This is a genomic window from Butyrivibrio sp. MC2013 (assembly GCF_000424585.1).
Classification (GTDB): Bacteria; Bacillota; Clostridia; order Lachnospirales; family Lachnospiraceae; genus Butyrivibrio.
The window spans coordinates 203,955-222,531 of record NZ_AUKE01000007.1 but is presented as its reverse complement, the minus strand read 5'-3'; the positions used below and the strand labels follow the sequence as shown (position 1 = coordinate 222,531).

Below are 18,577 nucleotides of genomic sequence, written 5' to 3'. Positions count from 1 at the left end.
GGAGTGCGGCTGATGCCGCACAAACCTCTCCAAACTTATGACAGAAAAATGAAAAGGTTTGTGACAGCGAGTGAGAGTAAGGCTGTGACAGCGGAAGGAATTAGCAACACCAATACGAAAACTAAGGTCAGGACAGTATAAGGGCATGTATAAGGTTCCATGCGGGTCACACATTTATACATGTTTTTCTTCAGATTCCTTTCATCCCGATGCAGATGGATGGAGAAAAGATGCCTGGGAAATGATGCATGAGCGTTCAGATTGTACATTCTTTATGATTACTAAAAGACCTGAGCGTATTGCAGATCATCTCCCTGCAGGATGGGGGAACGGATTGGAGCATGTTACGATAGCCGTTACCTGTGAGAATCAGGATATGCTGGATAAGAGACTTACGGTTTATCTGGATCTTCCATTGTTCCATCATGCCGTGATGATAGAACCTATGCTGACTGAGGCGGATTTGAGCCCATATATCGAAAAATACAGGACTTCCGATGGGCGACCGCTCATCGAGGAGGTTTCCATAGGTGGAGAGTCAGGAGCAAATGCAAGGGTCTGCGATTATAAATGGGTAGAGAAGGTGTGGTTACAGTGTAAAGAGAACGGAATCTCATTTTATTATCACCAGACAGGAGCAAAACTGATTAAGGATGGGAAGCTTTATAACATCCCAAGAAAGCTACAGCATATTCAGGCGCATAAAGCTGGATTGGATTTATAACTTTCTAAATATCGTGCTATGGAGGACACTGTTTATGAACAGTATAGAAATGTACAAGAAGTATTTTACAAAGGAATATTTGATGGGACCGAATTCCTTTAGGCTGCTTGATGAATTGATTCGCAAAAGACCTGAAGGCGCTTGCTTTAACAGGACACTGGATTTGGGGTGCGGTTATGCCTTAACATCGATGTTTGTAGCAAATGAAACGGATGCAGAGCATGTATACGCATTTGATCTTTGGGTACCCGCAACAGAAAACTACCGAAGGATTCAGGATAATGGTCTGGAAGACAAGATTATTCCAATTCATGGTGATGCCATGGACATGCCTTTCGCTGAAGAGTATTTCGATGCCATAGTCAGTGTAGATGCATATCATTACTTTGGATGTAAAGAAGGCATCTTTTCTGAGAAGGTACTACCATATGTAAAAAAAGGTGGTACAGTTATGATCGCGGTTCCGGGGTTAAAGGAACAGCCGCAAGGTGAGCTTAAAGTAATATTTGAGACATGGGCGGAAGGTGATGATTCGGAACTTTTCAAGACAGCATCTTGGTGGGAAAAACTGTTGAAGGATGAGTGCCAAGACCGATGCGATATCGAAGTTAAGGAGGCTGATTGCTACGATATCGCTTGGCGGGAATGGTTTGAATCAGGACATGAATATGGCATACGCGATAAGGAGTTTTTGGATAAGGGTCTGTATGATATTCTGAATTTCCTTCTAATTTATGTTCGAAAAGAATGATAAATGGATTTGATTTTTCTTTTAATATAAATGAGGATTATATGGAAGATATAAACGGCGAAGGGGTACATGATGGTGAAACCAATTACAAAGGAAGAAATTGTAAATGCACTGTATTCTGTTGGTTTGGCGAAAGGCCATACTGTGATGGTTCATACAGCATTATCTAAAATGGGCTATGTCTGTGGTGGTGCGCAGACCGTTATTGAGGCATTGATTGAAGTGGTTGGAGAAGACGGTACGATCATGATGCCAGCACAATCCTGGAAGAATCTAGATCCTGAAGATGGTGTTCACTGGACCGTTTCGGAAGAATACTGGCAGATAATCCGCGATAACTGGCCGGCTTATGATAAGAGAATTACGCCAACAAATACCATGGGAGCTGTAGCTGAAGCGTTCCGTCAATGGCCGGGAACCCTGCGAAGCGACCATCCGGCAAGATCCGTTGCGGCATGGGGCAAACACGCAGAATATCTTGTTAATGATCATGACCTTTCCAATATTTTCGGAGAGGGCTCTCCAATAGGAAAACTGTATGAACTGAATGGAGAGGTTTTGCTTATCGGTGTTGGTTATGATAAAAATACGTCTTTGCATCTTGCAGATGTCCGCGCTGATTATCCCGGCAAGCATAATTGCATAGAGCATAGTGCGATCATGGAAAGCGGTAAGCGCGTATGGAAAGAGTACGAGACGCTTTTTGTTGATGGTGAGGATTTTGACCGGATAGGAGAATCTTTTGAACAGAGCAATGCTGTTAATAAAGCCATGATTGGAAATGCCGAACTACGCTTAATGAATCAAAAAAGACTTGTGGATTTTGCTGTTGATTGGATTCAGAAATATAGGGATTCATTTTGAATCTCTATATTATTTTGCAAAAAGTATTGACCCTCACGTTACGTTATGGTTTAAGGTATAGTTACACGTGAAGGAGATGAAAGCTATGATGACAGTAAATGATGTAAGTAAAATGACGGGAGTGAGTATACGCACACTGCATTATTACGACGAGATCGGACTCTTAAAGCCGGCGAAGTACACCGATTCAGACTACAGGCTGTATGACGATGCAGCTCTGGAAAAGTTGCAGCAGATTTTACTGTTCAGGGAGCTGGAATTTCCGCTAAAAGACATAAAGGAAATAGTTAACAGATCTGACTTTGACAAGACAAAAGCACTGGAACAGCAGATAGAACTTCTGGAACTTAAGAAGGAGCACATTGAGAATCTGCTGAACATGTGCAAATACCTTAAAGTGAGAGGAGTGAGGAAATTGAATTTTTCAGCATTTGATACTAGTAAGCTTGATGAATACGCTAAAAAGGCTAAAGAGCAGTGGGGAGATACTCCTGCTTATAAAGAATATGCCGTAAAAAGCAAGAACTGGACAAAGGAATATGAAAGCGGACTGATGGCTGACTTTACTAAGCTTTTTGAAGAGTTTGGTACTATGAAGGGAATGGATCCGGCATCCGAAGAGGTTCAGGCTCAGGTAAAGAAAGTACAGGATTTCATTACGGAGAATATGTACACATGCACAGATGATATTCTCTATGGCCTTGGAACAGGCTATGTAGGTGGCGGAGAGTTGACCCAGAATATTGAAAAGATGGGCGGTGAAGGAACTTCAGAGTTTATCTTCCAGGCAATTAAGATCTATTGCGGAAGATGATCACAACAAAACACGATTTTGAAGTCATCTGGCGGATAAAATACCGTCAGGTGGCTTTTTTTCTTTTATAAAAACAGATATAGTAGAAGATAAGTATTTGGAAAAAAGAACCAATTTTGGACTAGAGTCAGACAATATGAGTCTTGGAGCTAACAGATGAAAATAATGGTCAGTGCCTGCTTGTTGGGGCAGAATTGCAAATATAATGGTGGTAACAATTACAGTGAAAAAGTTGCGGAGTACATAAAAGGGCATGAGGTCATCCCTGTATGCCCTGAAGTGGAAGGTGGCCTTCCGGTACCAAGGATCCCATGCGAAATAGTAAATGGCATAGTAACTAATAAGCAGGGAGAAAGCAAAGATAAAGAATTCAGATCCGGTGCTGAGAAATGTCTTCAAAAAGCCATTACAGAAAAAGTAGATCTGGTGATTCTCCAGTCAAGGAGCCCTTCCTGTGGGGTGAAGCAGGTATATGATGGTAGTTTTAGCGGTAAACTTATCGAAGGCAAGGGTATCTTTGCAGAACTCCTGGCTGAAAATGGTATTAAAACTATAGATTTGAGTGAATTGTTGGAGAGATAATGCAGAAATGACATCATTTATCAGATTAACTGATTTTTCCAAGCGAGAGTTATTGGCAATATTCAAAATCGCGGATTCAATTGAACAATATGAAGGATTCTTGAAGAGAAAGACTGTGGTAATGTTTTTTCCAGCATCCAGTATTCGGACAAGAGTTACCTTTGAAGAGGGTATTTACCTCCTTGGTGGACAAGAAGTTATAGATTCAAAAGTATAGATTTAAAGAGAGTTTACTGGTGGTACAGCAGGCAATAATAGTTTATTGCATGACGCAATAAAAGGGGGCAAGAGAATGATCAAAGGGATTCATCATATTTCAATGAAATGTTTACCAGGAGATCTTCCAAAGGTAAAGGATTTCTATATTTCTTTATTAGGATTAAGGCTTATTCGCGAATGGGCGGAAGGCATCATGATTGATACCGGTAATGGATTGATAGAGATTTTTACTAATGCGGATGGAACGCATTGTCTTGGGGCGATTAGACATTTTGCACTTCTTACAGATAATGTTGATGATGCAGTTAATAAAGTGAAAGCTGCTGGATATGAAGTGTTTGTTGAACCAAATGACAAAGTTATTTCATCGAATCCGGAATATCCTATCAGGATGGCGTTTTGTTTTGGGCCACTTGGCGAACAGATAGAGTTCTTTTGCGAGAGATAACTTGAGCGGAGGGAAGTATGGCAGCAAGCGAAGATCTGATAAATGAAGAATTTGAGGAATACTCATGTGGAAGATAAAGCAGATATTTGATGGAGACTTTGGCTGCGAGGAGCTCTCACCCGGAGAAAGGCCAAAGGTTTCAGTAACACTCGAAAATGAGGAGGGACAAACAAAGCTTGTTTCCGTAGAAGATGCATGGCTTTCTGATAACGGACTTAATGTAGGCGATGCTTGGCCTATGCAGGGTATCTGCTAGAAAGGATGTTAATTATGCTGGCAATACTAAAAGAGAATGAGGATAATACCAGGACTTCCCGCTTTTCTGCATCTCGGAAAGAATCATATCAGCAGAAATATTGGGATGAGTATTTAATGCATGTAAAACAGTGTTTGAGAAGAGATGGTTATAGCGATTCTGATAGTAGTGCTGAAACCGCTGCAAGAGATACCTTTTACCTGGAGAGGAAGGATCCTTCAGATTTTCTGAGCTGGTTTGTAAGTCCAGATACGTTAGAATCTGCCAAAAGAAGAATTGAAGAACTGTTAATTTCTGCCAATAGAAGGAGTAGTAATCTTAAGTTAGATATCAAGTATTATTCCAGAGACTTGGAGTATTTTTATGAGTTTATAAATGGGACAAGTGATGGTAGTCATAGTCAAGATGAGTATCAGTTTATAAAGAACTTAAAAAATAAAACAAATGTACAACTTGTAAAAAACAGTGTTAGTGGCAAACTGTACGTTAGAAAGCGATACTCTGAGTATAATGCAGATGTATTTAAGAGTCTCATGAATGCAGAGATATCTGGAATTCCTCAATTATGTGAGGTTGAAGTTAAAGGTAAGGATTTGTGGACCATAGAAGAGTATATTGAAGGAAAAACGCTGTTGGAGATATTTGAGAAGGATGGACCATTCTCTGAAGGGGCGCTAAGGCCACTAGTTTTAGAACTATGCGGTATACTTTCTCAACTTCATGATAAAGATATTTTACATAGAGATATTAAGCCATCAAATATAATACTGAGTCAGGAAAACAAAGTGGTTCTTATAGACTTTAATGCATCTAAGGAGTATCGAGATAATGCCAATGAGGATACTGTATGGGCTGGTACGGACTACTTTGCTGCTCCAGAACAGAAGGGATTTGGCTCATCTTCTAGGGCAACAGATGTATTTGGCGTAGGTGCGACAATGTCATATTTACTTACAGGAATGTACTATTTACAGATGATAGCCCCAGGAGCATTTCATGATGTTATAAAGAAGTGTACTGAGATTGATCCGAAGAATAGGTATCAATCTATGGAAGAACTTATTAATGCGCTCAATGAATGCTAGACATCGAGAGGAGATTGTTTGTTTTCCTCAAGAAATACATTTAGAGCGGTTACATTGGGATACTTATTTTTGTTATTTAAAGCAAAAATTATACAAAGATCTTTTTTGTCACGAGGATAAAGTTTACTATGCTTAGCATATAATAGAGCCCGGTCTGTTTCGCTTTGCGACATGCCGCAGGAAAAACAAAGCGCTATTATTTTGTCTCTACTACCATTTTTCTTGCCATTAATAACATCGTATCCGTATTGTCTGGTTAATCCTGAATCAGCAACTATTTTGGCTACAGTCAAATCAGGGTGTGAAGCCAGGAACTCATTCATATAATTACTGAAACTCATATCAGCAAACGGAAGAGACGTATCATTTACCAATGATGATGCGTCTGCAATGCTTTTAGCGTTATCTATAGCATTTTGAAAAAATGATGTATCCTTTTCGTTCATAATAGAAACCTTTGTAAAAAGCCTGTGTATTGCAGGCTTTTTATATTGTCCTCTTTCAGATGACAAAATTATAGCATCAAAGATGTATATTTTCATTAAGATAATAGCTAATAGCGAATAGCATACAGCTGTATAGACAGGGTGTACTTACGGAGAAATATGGCTTTAAGAGTGCTCATGATCCATATGAACGGACAATTTATTGAGGGTTTCAAAATATGATAACTCTGTTTTTTTCAATCTTGATATGGCTAATAGTAATGATGATAGAAGGGATTGGCCTGATTGCCCTTGTGGCAATGGTAATAATAGGTCTTATATTTTCAGGACTGATTAAATCATCAAGAAAAAAAGATAATGAAGAACACAAATCTGAAAGGAGAACTGATAATATGAATAATACTTTTACAACAGAAGCAGTAAGAAAAATAGATAGTTTTCTCAAGGAACAGGGAGTTGTTGATATAAAAAAAGAAAGGAACCCTGTCATAGATAGGGAGCATGGAAAAGAGTTTGATTTAGAGGACCATATTAGGGCGCTTATATATGCGCTTCTAACAAATCAGAGAAAATGGAGTGATGTTGAACCCAAATTACCACAGATTGATAACCTATTCTTCAATTATGATTTAGAGAAGATCAAGGAACATGATGGAGAATACTTTGAAAGAGGCATTCGGGCATTAAAGTGTGGAAATATCAGCATAAGGCAGCAGATGGAAGGCCTTCATCATGACATAAGTGTTTTTGAGTCGCTGGTGAAAAGATGTGGAAGTATGGATAATTATGTTACTTCTATGCAGGCTGAGGATGTGGTTAGGGAATTATCAGAGCCTTCATCAAAGTACAAATTAAAGGGTGTAGGAAATGCTCTGGCATGGGAATACCTCAGAAATGTAGGAATTGACGGGAGTAAACCGGACACACACTTAAGAAGGTTCTTTGGAGCAGATAGAATCGGAGTATCTATGAATTCTGAAGCAACAGAGGAAGAGGTGATTTCTGCAGTCGAAAGTATTTCAAATGAAGGAGGGTACACAAAATTTGAAATAGACTACTTGATATGGGCTTACTGCGCATCTGGAAAAGGGGAAGTATGTACAGCTAGTCCAGCATGCAATAGATGCGTAATAAGGGAATATTGCAATAAATGTAAGTGACTTTTGTATAGGTAAATATAAGAGACTATAGATAGCACTTCCATGACTCATATAGCATGGAAGTGCTTTTTTGCTTATAATTAAGGGAGTTGGGAAAAGGGGAGTTACAGATGGAAATTATCCCTCATGTGAAGATGGAGAAAAGAGTTTGTACGGACGACGGGCTGCCTCTTATAGAGCTGAACGTGCTTTCAGAGGAAGAGATTCAGGAAGCCAGAGACAAGAAGGATAAAGAGATTGCGGAAAAGAGCCGTAAGACAAAGCTAAGTGATCTTCGGGTTTCTGAGCTTTACAATGAACATATGGGGGAATCCCAGACATCCTTTGTATTTGAAAGGTGATTCTGAGTTCCAGTGGTTCCCGGTTTTTGATTATGCCTGCGAATGCAGAGATGGGGATATTTGGTGATGAGCATGGATGTAAACGAAAAAGATTGGAAGCTTTTCAGAAAGAACCTTCCTGACTGGCAGGAAAACTACATGGAAAAGCTGATAAAAGAATACGTAGATTTCCTTAAAGGCGACGGACTTGCATCTGACAAGTTCTGGGAGCTTGAAAAAAAGATCAAAAAAGATAAGAAGAATCCAGGAGTTCTGTTGCAGGATGTTAGAAGATCCAACTTTCATATGCATCTGGCATCATTGGTGGGATATGAGGTTATCTCTATGAAGGACCTCGAGGGATTCAGTGACGAGACTAAAGAAATAGTAGAGCGTATGGGACATATTGGTTGGCGTGAGTTATAATAAGCACATTAAGGAAGAAACGGAGGAATCAAAATGAGTAAGTATGTTTCACTGGACAAACGAAGTAAGAAAGCGCAAAAAGAGTACCATTCCAAACAGAGACGCACCTGGGGAGAGTTAAATCCCGTAACGAGGAGCGTTCCAAGTGGAAAGGCCTACAACCGCAAGAAGGAAAAAGAGAGGATCAGCAAAGAATTCAGAGATGGATTTGGAGCAGGTCCTTTTTATTTGCGGTATTCTTTTAGGCCATAGTAGTAGAACTTCTTGATTTTTTCCTTGAGAGATTCTGGTTCTATTACTATTGCATCCCTTCCAAAGCGCTTGAAGTATTCTTCCAATTGAAGTTCGGGCCAGTCAAAGTAGTAAAGGTCGCCTTCAATCTTCGATACTATAGGCCTGTTCTTGGTGATTGCCTTGAATTTTCTAACTCCATATTTGTTAAGGCGTACAACTGCCTGTACAGTCAAAGATACTGAATGAGGGCTCCGGATTGCTTTTTCCTGAAGCTCTTTTTGCGTCTCCGGATTTATGGGAAAAGAATCTGCTGTTACAAAGACACTTCGTAACCTGGAAATTCTGAATGTCCTTGGCCTTCTGGAATTTCTATCCATGCAAAGCAGGTAGTTACACTGTTCTTCCTTGGATGGCGCAATTACGTATGGCTCCACTAAAAAGGCATGCTCATCACCTGAGGTTGTGTTTGTAAAAGAGAGAATCTTATGCTCCTTAAGTGCCCTGGAAATATCTTCGTAGGAGTCCTTGAAAATGATTGCTTCTCTTTCGCTCCTGGGAATAGACAGATATGAATTAAACATGTCTTTAAGGTACTGGGAAAGAGAAGTATCTTTTAACATGTTGTTCTCTATGATCTTGATAATGTCGTAAGAAGAACCACTGACAGTAAGAGTTACAGCGCTGGTCTGCTTGCTCTGGAACTGGTCATTTTTTATATAGGTGCTTACAATCTTGTCTGCGAGCCTTACTGCATCCTTATCTGAAATACTGGTAATGCTGGTCAGATCCTGCATTATGTTTGTCATCAGCTTCTCACTGTCATGCCTGTACTGGTCAAAGTAATTGACAATAAGCGTCTTAAGAAAAGCGTTGAGGTTCACGGATTCATCCTTCTTGGTGAACTCAAACAGCTCTGCATCGTTTATAAGTCTTGATCTGGTATCGTCTGAAAGATAAATCTTATACTTCTCAGTCATAGTACACCTCTTAATTGGGGATGTAAAATTGCATAGTATTTACGATAATAAGCCATATATAGAATTATATTGGGGTTGCAATTGCAAGTCAATCTGCATCTTTTTATCTCCATTTGTAAGAGCTATGATTAAATCACAACAAAGACACAGACAGCAATCATTACAGGATCGCTAAATGGTTAAGCACCGGATCAAGGATTCGGCAATTGCGGGTTCGAATCCCGCTCCAACCCTCTGGGGTGTATGTGTCTTGAAAGAAAGGTGCATACAGCAACTAATACAATCCGCGACTGTAAATCGCACCCTGCCTGCGCAGGGTAAGTGAGCCGGGCACTATAACCCGGTTGAACCTTGTCATGAAAGAGAGGAACTGAAGATGTTAGAATTCTTAAAAAGAGAAGCAAATAAAACATATACTGAGAACGGCGCAGCAACTTACGTATCAACAAAGTCTGACTGCCTGGATCTCTTTGCAACAATCGGCGCGCTTAGACATGCATCTGACGAAGATATCATATGCAGATTCACCAGAGCTTACGCTGAGGATGCAGATCTTGCAATGAAAATGCTTTTCTTCGCAAGAGATATAAGAGGTGGCCTTGGCGAGAGAAGAGTGTTCAAGGTTATCCTTAAATACCTGGCTGAGTGCGAGCCTGAATCAGTTAGAAAGAATATCGAGTTCGTTGCTGAGTATGGCAGATACGATGATCTTTTGGCGCTGTTTGGTACACCGGTAGAAAAAGAAGTACTGGCGTATTTTGGCAAAGCGCTCAAAGCCGATATGGCTGCTCTTTCAGCAGATAAGGAAAATGCCGGAGTATCTCTTTTGGCTAAATGGCTTCCTTCAGTAAATACAAGCAACAAAGAAGCTGTCAGAAATGCCAGGAAGATAGCAAGAGCAATGCAGATGACTGATGCTGAGTATCGTAAAGCGCTCTCAGCGCTTAGGGCGCAGATCAAGATCATAGAGAATAATCTCCGTGAGAGAGACTACTCTTTTGACTATGCGAAGCAGCCTTCAAAAGCTCTTTATAAGTACAGACAGGCTTTCATCAGAAACGATCAGGCAAGGTATGAGTCTTTTATCCAAAAGGCTGCTGAAGATCCTTCGGTTATGCACACTGGAACACTTACACCTTATGATGTCATAGCTCCTGTTATAAGTAGAAGAGAGTTCTCTGAAGCTGAAAGACAAGCTATGGATGCAACGTGGAATGCACTGGAGAATTACGCTGGCGCTGACAATTCTCTTGTTGTGGTTGATGGCTCCGGCTCAATGTACTGGAATGCTAATCCAAGTCCTGCAGCAGTGGCACAGTCACTGGGTATCTACTTTGCAGAAAGAAATACCGGAGCATTCCATAACCACTTCATAACTTTTTCTACAAACCCAAGACTCATCGAGATCAAGGGCAGAGACATAGTTGATAAAGTGCGTTACTGCATGAGCTTCAATGAATGCAGCAATACAAATATTGAAAAGACATTCATGTTGATACTTCAGACTGCTGTGCACAATAGGCTGAAACAGTCCGATATGCCTGAAAAGCTATTCATCATCTCTGACATGGAATTTGACTGCTGTGCGGGTGATGCAAAGGCAACTAACTTTGAAAACGCCAAAAGAGAATTTGAGAGATGGGGCTACAAGCTTCCTCAGGTGATTTTTTGGAATGTTAACAGCAGAAATCTGCAGCAGCCTGTCAGAATGAATGACCAGGGTGTGGCGCTGGTATCAGGCGTTAGCACACAGATCTTTTCAATGCTGAAAGACGGTAATTTGGAACCATATAAATTCATGGTGAGCGTCCTTTCATCAGCACGATATGAAAGAATCGCTGGCTGAGAGAACCTGGCGATGTATTTTAGAGCCTGGTTCGAACGTCTTCCGGCGAGCGAATAGCGAGAGCGGAAGTTCCTTATTATAGATGTGGCTGGGAGAATGAAGACTCCCAGCCGGAATGGAAGGACAATTATGAATACAACTGAGATAAAAGGTAAGGTTAATACTGCCATCTGCTATGCGAAGGTGGTAGAGGATGAGGCAATAGAGCAGATACGCAGAATGTGTGATTATCCTATGACTGAGGGCTCAAAGATCAGAATTATGCCTGACGTACACGCGGGAAAGGGCTGCACAATCGGAACAACAATGACTATCACAGACAAGGCAGTTCCTAATGTGGTTGGCGTGGATATTGGATGCGGCATGTACACTGTAAATCTTGGAAAGCAGAAGATTGACCTTGAGAAGTTCGACATGTCTGCTTTTACAATTCCTTCCGGAAGAGAGGTTTGGGAGGGAAGAATTGAGAAGTTCGATCTGACTGAACTTCGCTGCTACAGACAGCTCAAGGAGGCTAAGCGTCTTGAGAGATCCCTTGGAACCCTTGGAGGTGGTAACCACTTCATAGAGATAGATAGAGCAGCAGACGGAACACAGTATCTTGTCATCCATTCCGGTTCTCGTAATCTGGGTAAGCAGGTTGCTGAGATATATCAGACACTTGCAGTTGACCTAGATAAGGGAATCGGAGAGTACCTGGAGGCAAGAGATGAGCTGATCAGAACTTACAAGGAGCAGGGAAGAAGAACAGAGATACAGGCTGCTTTAAAAGATCTATACAATCTGAAGTACCATGAGGGTCCTATGACAATGCCTGAGGATCTGTGCTATTTATCAGGGCAGTACCTGGAGGACTATCTTCACGACGTTGAGATATGCCAGAGATTTGCCAGAAGAAACCGAGAGAAGATGGCTGAGATTCTTTTAGATAAGAATGGTCTTTCTGCCGGTGAGTCTTTTCACACTATTCATAACTACATCGATACTGACGAGATGATACTGAGAAAGGGCTCAATAGCTGCTCACAAGGGGGAGAAGGTTCTTATCCCTATAAACATGAGGGATGGCTCTGTTCTTGCCATAGGCAAGGGCAATCCTGAGTGGAACTACTCAGCTCCTCACGGTGCAGGGAGACTTATGTCCAGAACTGCAGCAAGGAATAACCTTTCCATGGAAGAGTATAAGGAGTCTATGAAGGGAATCTACACTTCATCTGTCTGCGAGGCTACCATCGATGAGGCGCCAATGGCTTACAAGTCACTGGAAGACATCATCGATGTGATCAAGGAGTCAGTGGAGATCGTAGATGTGATGAAGCCTATATACAATTTTAAGGCTTCGAACTGAGGTGGATTTTATACCACTGGTTTAATGTAATCTAAGTTTATTTGTGTTAATATACGATATAGAAAATGATAAGCGGAGCAAAACAAATGCTTCGGGAAAGGAAAAAAGACATGACAACAATGAATCGCAGTTATTGCCTCCATAGTGAAAGCTATCAGTCATCACTCCTGAAATATTCAGAGTGGGGATTACATTCCATGCTTTCATTTAAGGATAGGCAAATGCGAGAAAATGTTGTTGACATGCGAATCCGGTGGGAATAAGACCAGGTTTTTGCAGATAAATAAACATGTTTTGGCGACCGCTTACCTTAAATGAAAGGTAGGCGGTTTTTTAAATGCAACATGCGGAAAGGAGCCAAAATGGTAACAATTCCAGCCATCGATATGGTGGCAACCGGGAAGAATATAACAAAGTTGCGCAAGGATGCAGGTCTGACCGTTGGAGATTTGCAGGAGATGTTTGGGTTTACAACACCTCAGGCCATTTACAAGTGGCAACACGGCGCTGCGATGCCAACCATAGATAATCTGGTGGTACTGGCAGTGGTATTTAATGTACCGATAGATGACATTATTGTCGTTGATAACGGCTTTCAGACACAGGTAGGTGCTTGAAAGAATAATTGGATAAAGGAGCTGTGGGCATCTACGGCTCCAGATGCGGTTCCCTAGTCTAAAGGTCAGGACACGGCCCTTTCAAGGCTGAGATACTCGGTTCAAGTCCGGTGGGGATCACTGTGGCCATAGTACAACGGCTAGTACGGCGGGTGGTGGTCCCGCATATGAGGGTTCAATTCCCTCTGGTCACCCCAAGGGTAAGTAGCGAATCGGCAAACGCGGCGGACTGTAAATCCGCTCTCTTCGGAGGTAATGGGCTCGACACCCATCTTGCCCACTAAACTATAAGATAACAGGAGAAAAAGATATGATACGATTACTGCGACTCCGACTTAGGAGTATACAACTGAATTATTTGTGACTGTGGTGGAATTGGTATACACGCAGAGCTTAAGTCTCTGTTCCTAAATGCTGGTTGCGAGTTCGAGTCTCGCCGGTCACATCTGCGCCCTTGGTGAAATGGTAGACACGGCAGACTTAGAATCTGTTGCGAAAGCGTAAGAGTTCGAGTCTCTTAGGGCGTACTGGCAGGATTGGCGGAGCGGAAGACGTAGCGGGTTATGCTCATGCTGCATTGGCAGAACGGGATTGCCGCGGCCTTGAAAACCGCTGGCTCCTTCGCGGGAGAGAAGGTTCGACTCCTTCATGCAGCGCTTTAGCCGTGATGGCCGAGTGGCAAGGCACCTGATTGCTAATCAGCGGTTATCTATACGGATACACAGGTTCGATCCCTGTTCACGGCGTTGTGTCATCTGATGACACTATACAGATCAAGAGCCATTGCAGAGGCAGACAGCTGGATTGAGAAATATCATAAAGAGGAGTGCGGCTGATGCCGCACAAACCTCTCCAAACTTATGACAGAAAAATGAAAAGGTTTGTGACAGCGAGTGAGAGTAAGGCTGTGACAGCGGATGGAATTAGCAACAGGAATACTCTAGATACATATCATGCAAGAATCAATAGGCTTTTTGAAAATGGCAAAGTTGATGCCAACAAATCATTGGCATTATTCATACATGAGAATATTGAGTATTCTGCGGATAACAGGGATTGTTGGTACTATTTAGAAGCTAAAATGAAACCCATGATGATGAAAGCATATGAAAAGATAGGAACTGGAGATGTGTATATTTTGACAGGAGAAGAACAATATGGAGAATAATAAGGTTGTACGCTGCAAACAGTGTGGAAAGATTTTAATTAGTGAATCAAAGATGGGACTGTGCCCTAAGTGTGCAGACAAGGATTTAAGAAGCGGTGCAGAAGTGTTAGGCATCCTTGGGTTAGGCGCGATCGGTATAAAAAATTTGGGAAGCCAGTATTCAGATTTTTAAAAATGGTAGTGAAAAGATAATATACAATAATAACTGAGTTTTCCCAACATAAAGAATGAGAGCTTCTACAGATATTATTATTCTTGTATAAATGATTAAGATGAGGACTGCAATATGTCCTCATTTTTTTGTGCGCCAAAAAAGGCACATACCATTTGATACTCTTCCATAAAACAATATTTTATAGGGAAGTGGTAATAGATAAATGGACAAGAATGTTATTTATATACTTACTGTTAGATGTTCTGACAGTAAGTGTGAAGAAGATCTTGAATGTCACAATATTATAGACGTAGATGCGGATGCTATCTACATTCGGGATAAAAAAATCTTAAGGAAAAATCTGATGGAAGTAGAGATCATAAAGGATGAGAAAGAAGAAATGATATTAAGAGTTCCGTTTCTTATCAAAGAAGCTGCAATTGTATGGGTAAGAGAGGTTTTTGTAGAAATTCATAAAAGAGGCACAGTTGATATGTATAATGCGGCTAAAGAAGAGTGGTTAAAGATAATGCATCCTAAGTATGATGTTAAGTGGTTTACCGGGGGAAGAAAAGTTGAAGAATGGCGCGAAGAAATGAAGAGTATAGTTGAAAAACTATAATGTGCTAAAAAACGCACATAATGAAAGCGGTGTGATAATATTAAAGTATATCAATAAACCGTGAATCAAGTGCTGGAATAAAAAGCATTGGTGGAGGAATGTTTGATGTACGGAACAGGTACAAAGAAAATGCTGAATATGCTTATTCTGAACATTCTTAAGGATTATTCAGATAGTGAGCATAGATTACAACAACAGGATATTATAGATCTCTTGGAAAGTAATTATGGAATAAGTTGCGAGAGACGAGCAATAAAAAATAATATAGTATCCCTCCAGGAAATGGGGTACGAAATTGATTATAGCAAGGGATATTATCTTAAGACGAGAGATTTTACAGATGCGGAATTAAGACTGATAATTGATAGCATATTTTCTTCAAACGCTATAACAGACAAGGAGGCTCATCAGCTTGTAAAGAAGCTTGAAAAATATTCCAATAAGTATTTTAAAGCGCATGTGTTACATATACATAGTGCTTCCAGTGGAAAGAATGCTGAAAATCAGAAAGTTATGGAATCTATTGCTGCTATTGATACAGCGATATCAAAGGGGAAGAAGATATCATTTTCCTATCTACAATATGGCATAGATTTTAAGCTCCATCCTAAGCGGGATATCAGATATGTTGTAAGTCCCTATCAGATGATAAGCAACAAGGGAAAGTTTTTTCTCATTGGAAACTATGATGCATATGATGACATCTCACACTATAGGTTAGATAGGATTGTAGATGTCGAGGTGCTTAAGGATCCGCGAAAGCCGATGAAGAGTATCAAAGGCTTAGAAAATGGACTTAATATTTCAGAGTATATTTCAGAACATGTTTATATGTTTTCTGGAAAAAGTGAGCATATAAAGATTCGTGCAAATGAAAACTTGATGGATACTCTCATTGATAATTTTGGAAAGGATTTCCGAGTAACACTTGGAGATGGCAATGATATTATTGTGGACCTTAAATGTAATCCGGAAGCTTTCTTTTATTGGGTAATGCAGTATGGACAGCATGCAGAGGTATTAGAGCCTGAAAGCATGAGAGTGCGGATAAAGGAAGCTTCTTTAGAAATATATAGGAAGTATAAGTAATCTGATTCATCTAAAGGGTGATAATATGAGCGATGTAAACAAGATAAGGGTAATACCACACAGAGGTGCTATGCAGATTGGCGGAGTCTGTACAGAAATAGCCACAGATAATGCGAGAATATTGTTTGATTTTGGATCGCCATTGGAAGGTGAAGGCAGACAGGATATTCTCGACATTGATGGTGTAACCACGGGCAAAGCCAACTGCGACGCTGTTTTTATAACTCATTATCATGGAGATCATGTTGGAGAAGTGCCTAACATCATGGCAGATATACCGGTTTATATGCATAAAACTGCCCGCGAAATCCTTCAGGCACAGCAGGAACATAAAGTTAGTGTGGGTCAGATAGTATGGGCGAAGGAAATAAAGGAACTTATGGAAGGTGTACCAGTAGTAATAAAAGAGCTGAAGATAACGCCTCTGGCATCTGATCATTCTGCAAGTGACTCACTTATGTACTTAGTGGAAGGCTGCGGAAAAAGAATTCTTATTACAGGAGATTACAGATTGCATGGCTTCTATGCAGATAGACTTAAGGATACGCTTGAGAACTTAGGGCATATAGATTTGTTGATTACTGAAGGAACAAATCTTTCGAGGTCATCATCTTACTATAAGGATGAGCAGTGGTGCGAAAAAGAGTTTTGGAGAATACTTCGTGAAAATAAGTATGTATTTCTCTTGGCCTCTTCATCAAACATTGATAGAATCGCGGCTTTTTCAAGATGTGTTCCAACAGGAAAGTATGCTTTGGCCGATGGTTACCAAACGCATGTGATGCATATTGCTGATAAGAATAGAGAAAAAGAATACAAATCATTTAAGATTCATTCCTATATGGATGAAAAAAGAGATCTATACGAAAAACGTGGTTTTGGAATGGCAATTCGGGCTGGCAAACGGCATACACCTCTTGTTAAGGAGTTTTTTGAAAAGTATCCGGATAAAACATGCCTGGTTTATTCGATGTGGAAGGGATATGAGACGCTTCCAGATGTCGCTGAGTTGCTCGAATATAGTAAGGGACATATTGAGCGAGTTCATGTATCAGGGCATATTACCAAAGAAGATCTGGAGCAGGTAATAGAAATAATAAAACCAAAACAACTAATTATCCATCATACATCAGCCGATGAAGAAGAAAAGAGCAATCTTTTGTTGCCAGAGGAGACAACAATACTGGCGATAGGTGATGGTAAAGAAATCGTAATTTGAAAGAAGGTGACAGATATGGCACATTTGAAGGATACTGCGCTTATGAATCAGAAGGAAAAAGAGTTAAAAGCGTTGCATGATTTAGCAGAGATTTGCCAAAGAGCGTATCGAGATGAACAAAAGGATGTTACTTATTTAGTCGAAAAACTTCGGGATAAAGAACCATCAAATATTCCGACCCATCCTGATCATAAAGAATGTGCTGGTTGGTATAATGAGCATAATAAAGAAACGGATGAGCAACAAATATGCCGGTGTATGTTTTATTACGGAAAGAATGATGATAATTGTCATAAATGTCATTTTAAGAGAAAGTGGCGACATATAGAGGACAATGTTGATATTATTGATTACGAAACACCTATGCCATACAAGATAGAAAAAATCGGTAATATTGATTTGTGTCTGGAGTATGATAAAAAAATATATGGCGCAGAAGTTAAACCACCAGAGAACAACGATGAGACAATAAGCAGAATGGTTTCAGAGACTCTGACGTATACAATAGATTTTCCATACCTTCCAGCTATAGCGGTGTTTGAAAATAGTAATCAGCAAAAAAGGATTGATGAGCTGGATAGTTTAAACAACTGTGACTTTGAGATTATAAGAAGATATGTCCAAGTATTTATCATAAGAATTGTTGGTCAATCTGGAGAAGGCATTGTTGATTACAAGATTGAACCGTATTAAGTTGATTTAAGAGCAATGTGCAAAATAAAGCGCATTGCTTTTTTTATTATATAAACACAATGGTGCTTGTAGGAGCTTTTTATGAACGAGTTAGAGAAGACAAAGCATATTATAGAGAGTAGGTATTATTTTGAGATATTCAATGCTATAACCAAGTATCTTCAGGAAAATCCCGAAGCATTTTGGTTTGATGGAGATTATTGCTACCAGTATTGGTATGAGCTTGGATTATGTGATTACAAGATTGTTGAGCTATACTCTGTAATGGATCAGGGAACAAAAATAATGGAAATAGTAGTAGAGGCTAGTATCGAGGTTTTTGATATGTTCGATATTGGATTGAACCGCAATATAACTGAGAAATTGCGCATTGGAGCTAACATTGATTTCTGGTATGAGAACTTTGAAGTTGTATATGTTGGACAATATATGAGTAGCTTTTGATAAAGAAAATGAATTTTAGCAATGTGCCAAAAAAAGTACATTGCTTTTTTTATTATGTGATCTATAAGGTAC

25 protein-coding genes and 8 tRNA genes are annotated in these 18,577 nt (G+C 40.1%); 31 read left to right on the top strand and 2 right to left on the bottom strand.

The genetic code is table 11. The annotated features are described in order from the left end of the window. Nucleotides 1-145 precede the first annotated feature (145 nt). The 9 genes from G636_RS17475 (at nt 146) to G636_RS0105620 (ending at nt 5,743) form a co-directional block, all read left to right on the top strand. A complete protein-coding gene (locus tag G636_RS17475; RefSeq protein WP_081668282.1) occupies nt 146-724 on the top strand; it encodes a DUF5131 family protein in 579 nt (192 codons plus the stop codon). Between the two features lie 34 nt (nt 725-758). Continuing rightward, nucleotides 759-1,475, top strand: coding sequence for an SAM-dependent methyltransferase (locus G636_RS0105655; protein WP_026507243.1), 717 nt, complete (start codon nt 759-761; stop codon nt 1,473-1,475). 69 nt (nt 1,476-1,544) lie between these two features. After that, the gene (locus G636_RS0105650; protein WP_035778847.1) at nt 1,545-2,339 is read left to right on the top strand and encodes an aminoglycoside N(3)-acetyltransferase; all 795 of its coding nucleotides are present in this window, start codon (nt 1,545-1,547) and stop codon (nt 2,337-2,339) included. A gap of 85 nt (nt 2,340-2,424) precedes the next feature. Beyond that, entirely contained in the window at nt 2,425-3,153 is a 729-nt protein-coding gene (locus tag G636_RS0105645; RefSeq protein ID WP_026507241.1) for a MerR family transcriptional regulator, read from the top strand. Nucleotides 3,154-3,309: 156 nt separating this feature from the next. After that, nucleotides 3,310-3,735, top strand: coding sequence for a DUF523 domain-containing protein (locus tag G636_RS0105640; RefSeq protein WP_026507240.1), 426 nt, complete (start codon nt 3,310-3,312; stop codon nt 3,733-3,735). 7 nt (nt 3,736-3,742) lie between these two features. Next, nucleotides 3,743-3,952 carry a hypothetical protein gene (locus tag G636_RS0105635; protein WP_026507239.1) on the top strand — a complete coding sequence of 70 codons (210 nt, stop codon included), beginning with the start codon at nt 3,743-3,745 and terminating at the stop codon, nt 3,950-3,952. Nucleotides 3,953-4,027: 75 nt separating this feature from the next. Continuing rightward, nucleotides 4,028-4,402, top strand: a complete 375-nt coding sequence (locus G636_RS0105630) for a VOC family protein (RefSeq protein WP_026507238.1) — start codon at nt 4,028-4,030, stop codon at nt 4,400-4,402. Nucleotides 4,403-4,466: 64 nt separating this feature from the next. Then, a complete protein-coding gene (locus tag G636_RS0105625; RefSeq protein ID WP_026507237.1) occupies nt 4,467-4,658 on the top strand; it encodes a hypothetical protein in 192 nt (63 codons plus the stop codon). A gap of 14 nt (nt 4,659-4,672) precedes the next feature. Then, nucleotides 4,673-5,743 carry a serine/threonine protein kinase gene (locus tag G636_RS0105620; RefSeq protein WP_026507236.1) on the top strand — a complete coding sequence of 357 codons (1,071 nt, stop codon included), beginning with the start codon at nt 4,673-4,675 and terminating at the stop codon, nt 5,741-5,743. Here the strand turns inward: G636_RS0105620 and G636_RS0105615 are convergent. After that, the gene (locus G636_RS0105615) at nt 5,740-6,189 is read right to left on the bottom strand and encodes a hypothetical protein (protein WP_026507235.1); all 450 of its coding nucleotides are present in this window, start codon (nt 6,187-6,189) and stop codon (nt 5,740-5,742) included. The genes G636_RS0105620 and G636_RS0105615 overlap by 4 nt on opposite strands. Nucleotides 6,190-6,407: 218 nt before the next feature. Here G636_RS0105615 and G636_RS0105610 point away from each other — a divergent pair, with 218 nt between their 5' ends. The 4 genes from G636_RS0105610 to G636_RS17470 all read left to right on the top strand — a co-directional run bounded on the left by G636_RS0105610 (nt 6,408) and on the right by G636_RS17470 (nt 8,347). Then, nucleotides 6,408-7,349 (top strand): hypothetical protein, encoded by a 942-nt coding sequence (locus G636_RS0105610; RefSeq protein ID WP_026507234.1) that lies wholly within the window; start codon nt 6,408-6,410, stop codon nt 7,347-7,349. Between the two features lie 110 nt (nt 7,350-7,459). Next, nucleotides 7,460-7,690, top strand: a complete 231-nt coding sequence (locus G636_RS0105605; RefSeq protein WP_026507233.1) for a hypothetical protein — start codon at nt 7,460-7,462, stop codon at nt 7,688-7,690. 42 nt (nt 7,691-7,732) lie between these two features. Next, a complete protein-coding gene (locus G636_RS0105600; RefSeq protein ID WP_242826926.1) occupies nt 7,733-8,095 on the top strand; it encodes a multidrug transporter in 363 nt (120 codons plus the stop codon). 33 nt (nt 8,096-8,128) lie between these two features. After that, on the top strand, nt 8,129-8,347 hold the full coding sequence (locus G636_RS17470) for a hypothetical protein (protein WP_035778845.1): 219 nt from the start codon (nt 8,129-8,131) through the stop codon (nt 8,345-8,347). On the opposite strand, the gene G636_RS0105590 is transcribed toward G636_RS17470, so the two are convergent. Beyond that, on the bottom strand, nt 8,320-9,306 hold the full coding sequence (locus G636_RS0105590) for a WYL domain-containing protein (protein WP_026507231.1): 987 nt from the start codon (nt 9,304-9,306) through the stop codon (nt 8,320-8,322). The two genes, G636_RS17470 and G636_RS0105590, sit on opposite strands and share 28 nt — an antisense overlap. A 165-nt stretch (nt 9,307-9,471) precedes the next feature. On the opposite strand from G636_RS0105590, the gene G636_RS0105585 reads away from it, so the two are divergent. From G636_RS0105585 to G636_RS0105495, 18 genes are all read left to right on the top strand, one after another. Further along, nucleotides 9,472-9,536 (top strand) — tRNA-Leu (locus tag G636_RS0105585). A 146-nt stretch (nt 9,537-9,682) separates the two neighbouring features. Then, nucleotides 9,683-11,152 (top strand): DUF2828 family protein, encoded by a 1,470-nt coding sequence (locus G636_RS0105580; RefSeq protein ID WP_026507230.1) that lies wholly within the window; start codon nt 9,683-9,685, stop codon nt 11,150-11,152. Between the two features lie 129 nt (nt 11,153-11,281). After that, a complete protein-coding gene (locus tag G636_RS0105575) occupies nt 11,282-12,499 on the top strand; it encodes an RNA-splicing ligase RtcB (protein WP_026507229.1) in 1,218 nt (405 codons plus the stop codon). Between the two features lie 362 nt (nt 12,500-12,861). Beyond that, entirely contained in the window at nt 12,862-13,116 is a 255-nt protein-coding gene (locus G636_RS0105570) for a helix-turn-helix domain-containing protein (RefSeq protein WP_026507228.1), read from the top strand. A 47-nt stretch (nt 13,117-13,163) separates the two neighbouring features. After that, a tRNA-Glu gene (locus tag G636_RS0105565) sits at nt 13,164-13,236 on the top strand. 2 nt (nt 13,237-13,238) lie between these two features. Then, nucleotides 13,239-13,313, top strand: a tRNA-His gene (locus tag G636_RS0105560). Nucleotide 13,314: 1 nt separating this feature from the next. Next, a tRNA-Tyr gene (locus G636_RS0105555) sits at nt 13,315-13,396 on the top strand. An 80-nt stretch (nt 13,397-13,476) separates the two neighbouring features. Further along, nucleotides 13,477-13,561: transfer RNA gene (locus G636_RS0105550), tRNA-Leu, on the top strand. Between the two features lie 3 nt (nt 13,562-13,564). Beyond that, nucleotides 13,565-13,643: transfer RNA gene (locus G636_RS0105545), tRNA-Leu, on the top strand. A 44-nt stretch (nt 13,644-13,687) separates the two neighbouring features. Beyond that, nucleotides 13,688-13,772 (top strand) — tRNA-Ser (locus G636_RS20235). A gap of 5 nt (nt 13,773-13,777) precedes the next feature. Continuing rightward, a tRNA-Ser gene (locus tag G636_RS0105535) sits at nt 13,778-13,862 on the top strand. Between the two features lie 89 nt (nt 13,863-13,951). Then, nucleotides 13,952-14,284, top strand: a complete 333-nt coding sequence (locus G636_RS0105525) for a hypothetical protein (protein ID WP_026507227.1) — start codon at nt 13,952-13,954, stop codon at nt 14,282-14,284. After that, a complete protein-coding gene (locus G636_RS0105520; RefSeq protein WP_026507226.1) occupies nt 14,274-14,456 on the top strand; it encodes a hypothetical protein in 183 nt (60 codons plus the stop codon). Before G636_RS0105525 ends, G636_RS0105520 begins: the two co-directional genes overlap by 11 nt. A gap of 205 nt (nt 14,457-14,661) precedes the next feature. Further along, a complete protein-coding gene (locus G636_RS0105515) occupies nt 14,662-15,060 on the top strand; it encodes a hypothetical protein (RefSeq protein WP_026507225.1) in 399 nt (132 codons plus the stop codon). Nucleotides 15,061-15,165: 105 nt separating this feature from the next. Continuing rightward, on the top strand, nt 15,166-16,149 hold the full coding sequence (locus tag G636_RS0105510) for a helix-turn-helix transcriptional regulator (RefSeq protein WP_026507224.1): 984 nt from the start codon (nt 15,166-15,168) through the stop codon (nt 16,147-16,149). Between the two features lie 25 nt (nt 16,150-16,174). Further along, nucleotides 16,175-17,368, top strand: a complete 1,194-nt coding sequence (locus G636_RS19390) for an MBL fold metallo-hydrolase (protein WP_051226572.1) — start codon at nt 16,175-16,177, stop codon at nt 17,366-17,368. 42 nt (nt 17,369-17,410) lie between these two features. Further along, a complete protein-coding gene (locus G636_RS0105500; RefSeq protein WP_196803041.1) occupies nt 17,411-18,061 on the top strand; it encodes a hypothetical protein in 651 nt (216 codons plus the stop codon). A gap of 81 nt (nt 18,062-18,142) precedes the next feature. Continuing rightward, nucleotides 18,143-18,505, top strand: a complete 363-nt coding sequence (locus tag G636_RS0105495; protein ID WP_026507222.1) for a hypothetical protein — start codon at nt 18,143-18,145, stop codon at nt 18,503-18,505. Nucleotides 18,506-18,577: the final 72 nt, after the last annotated feature.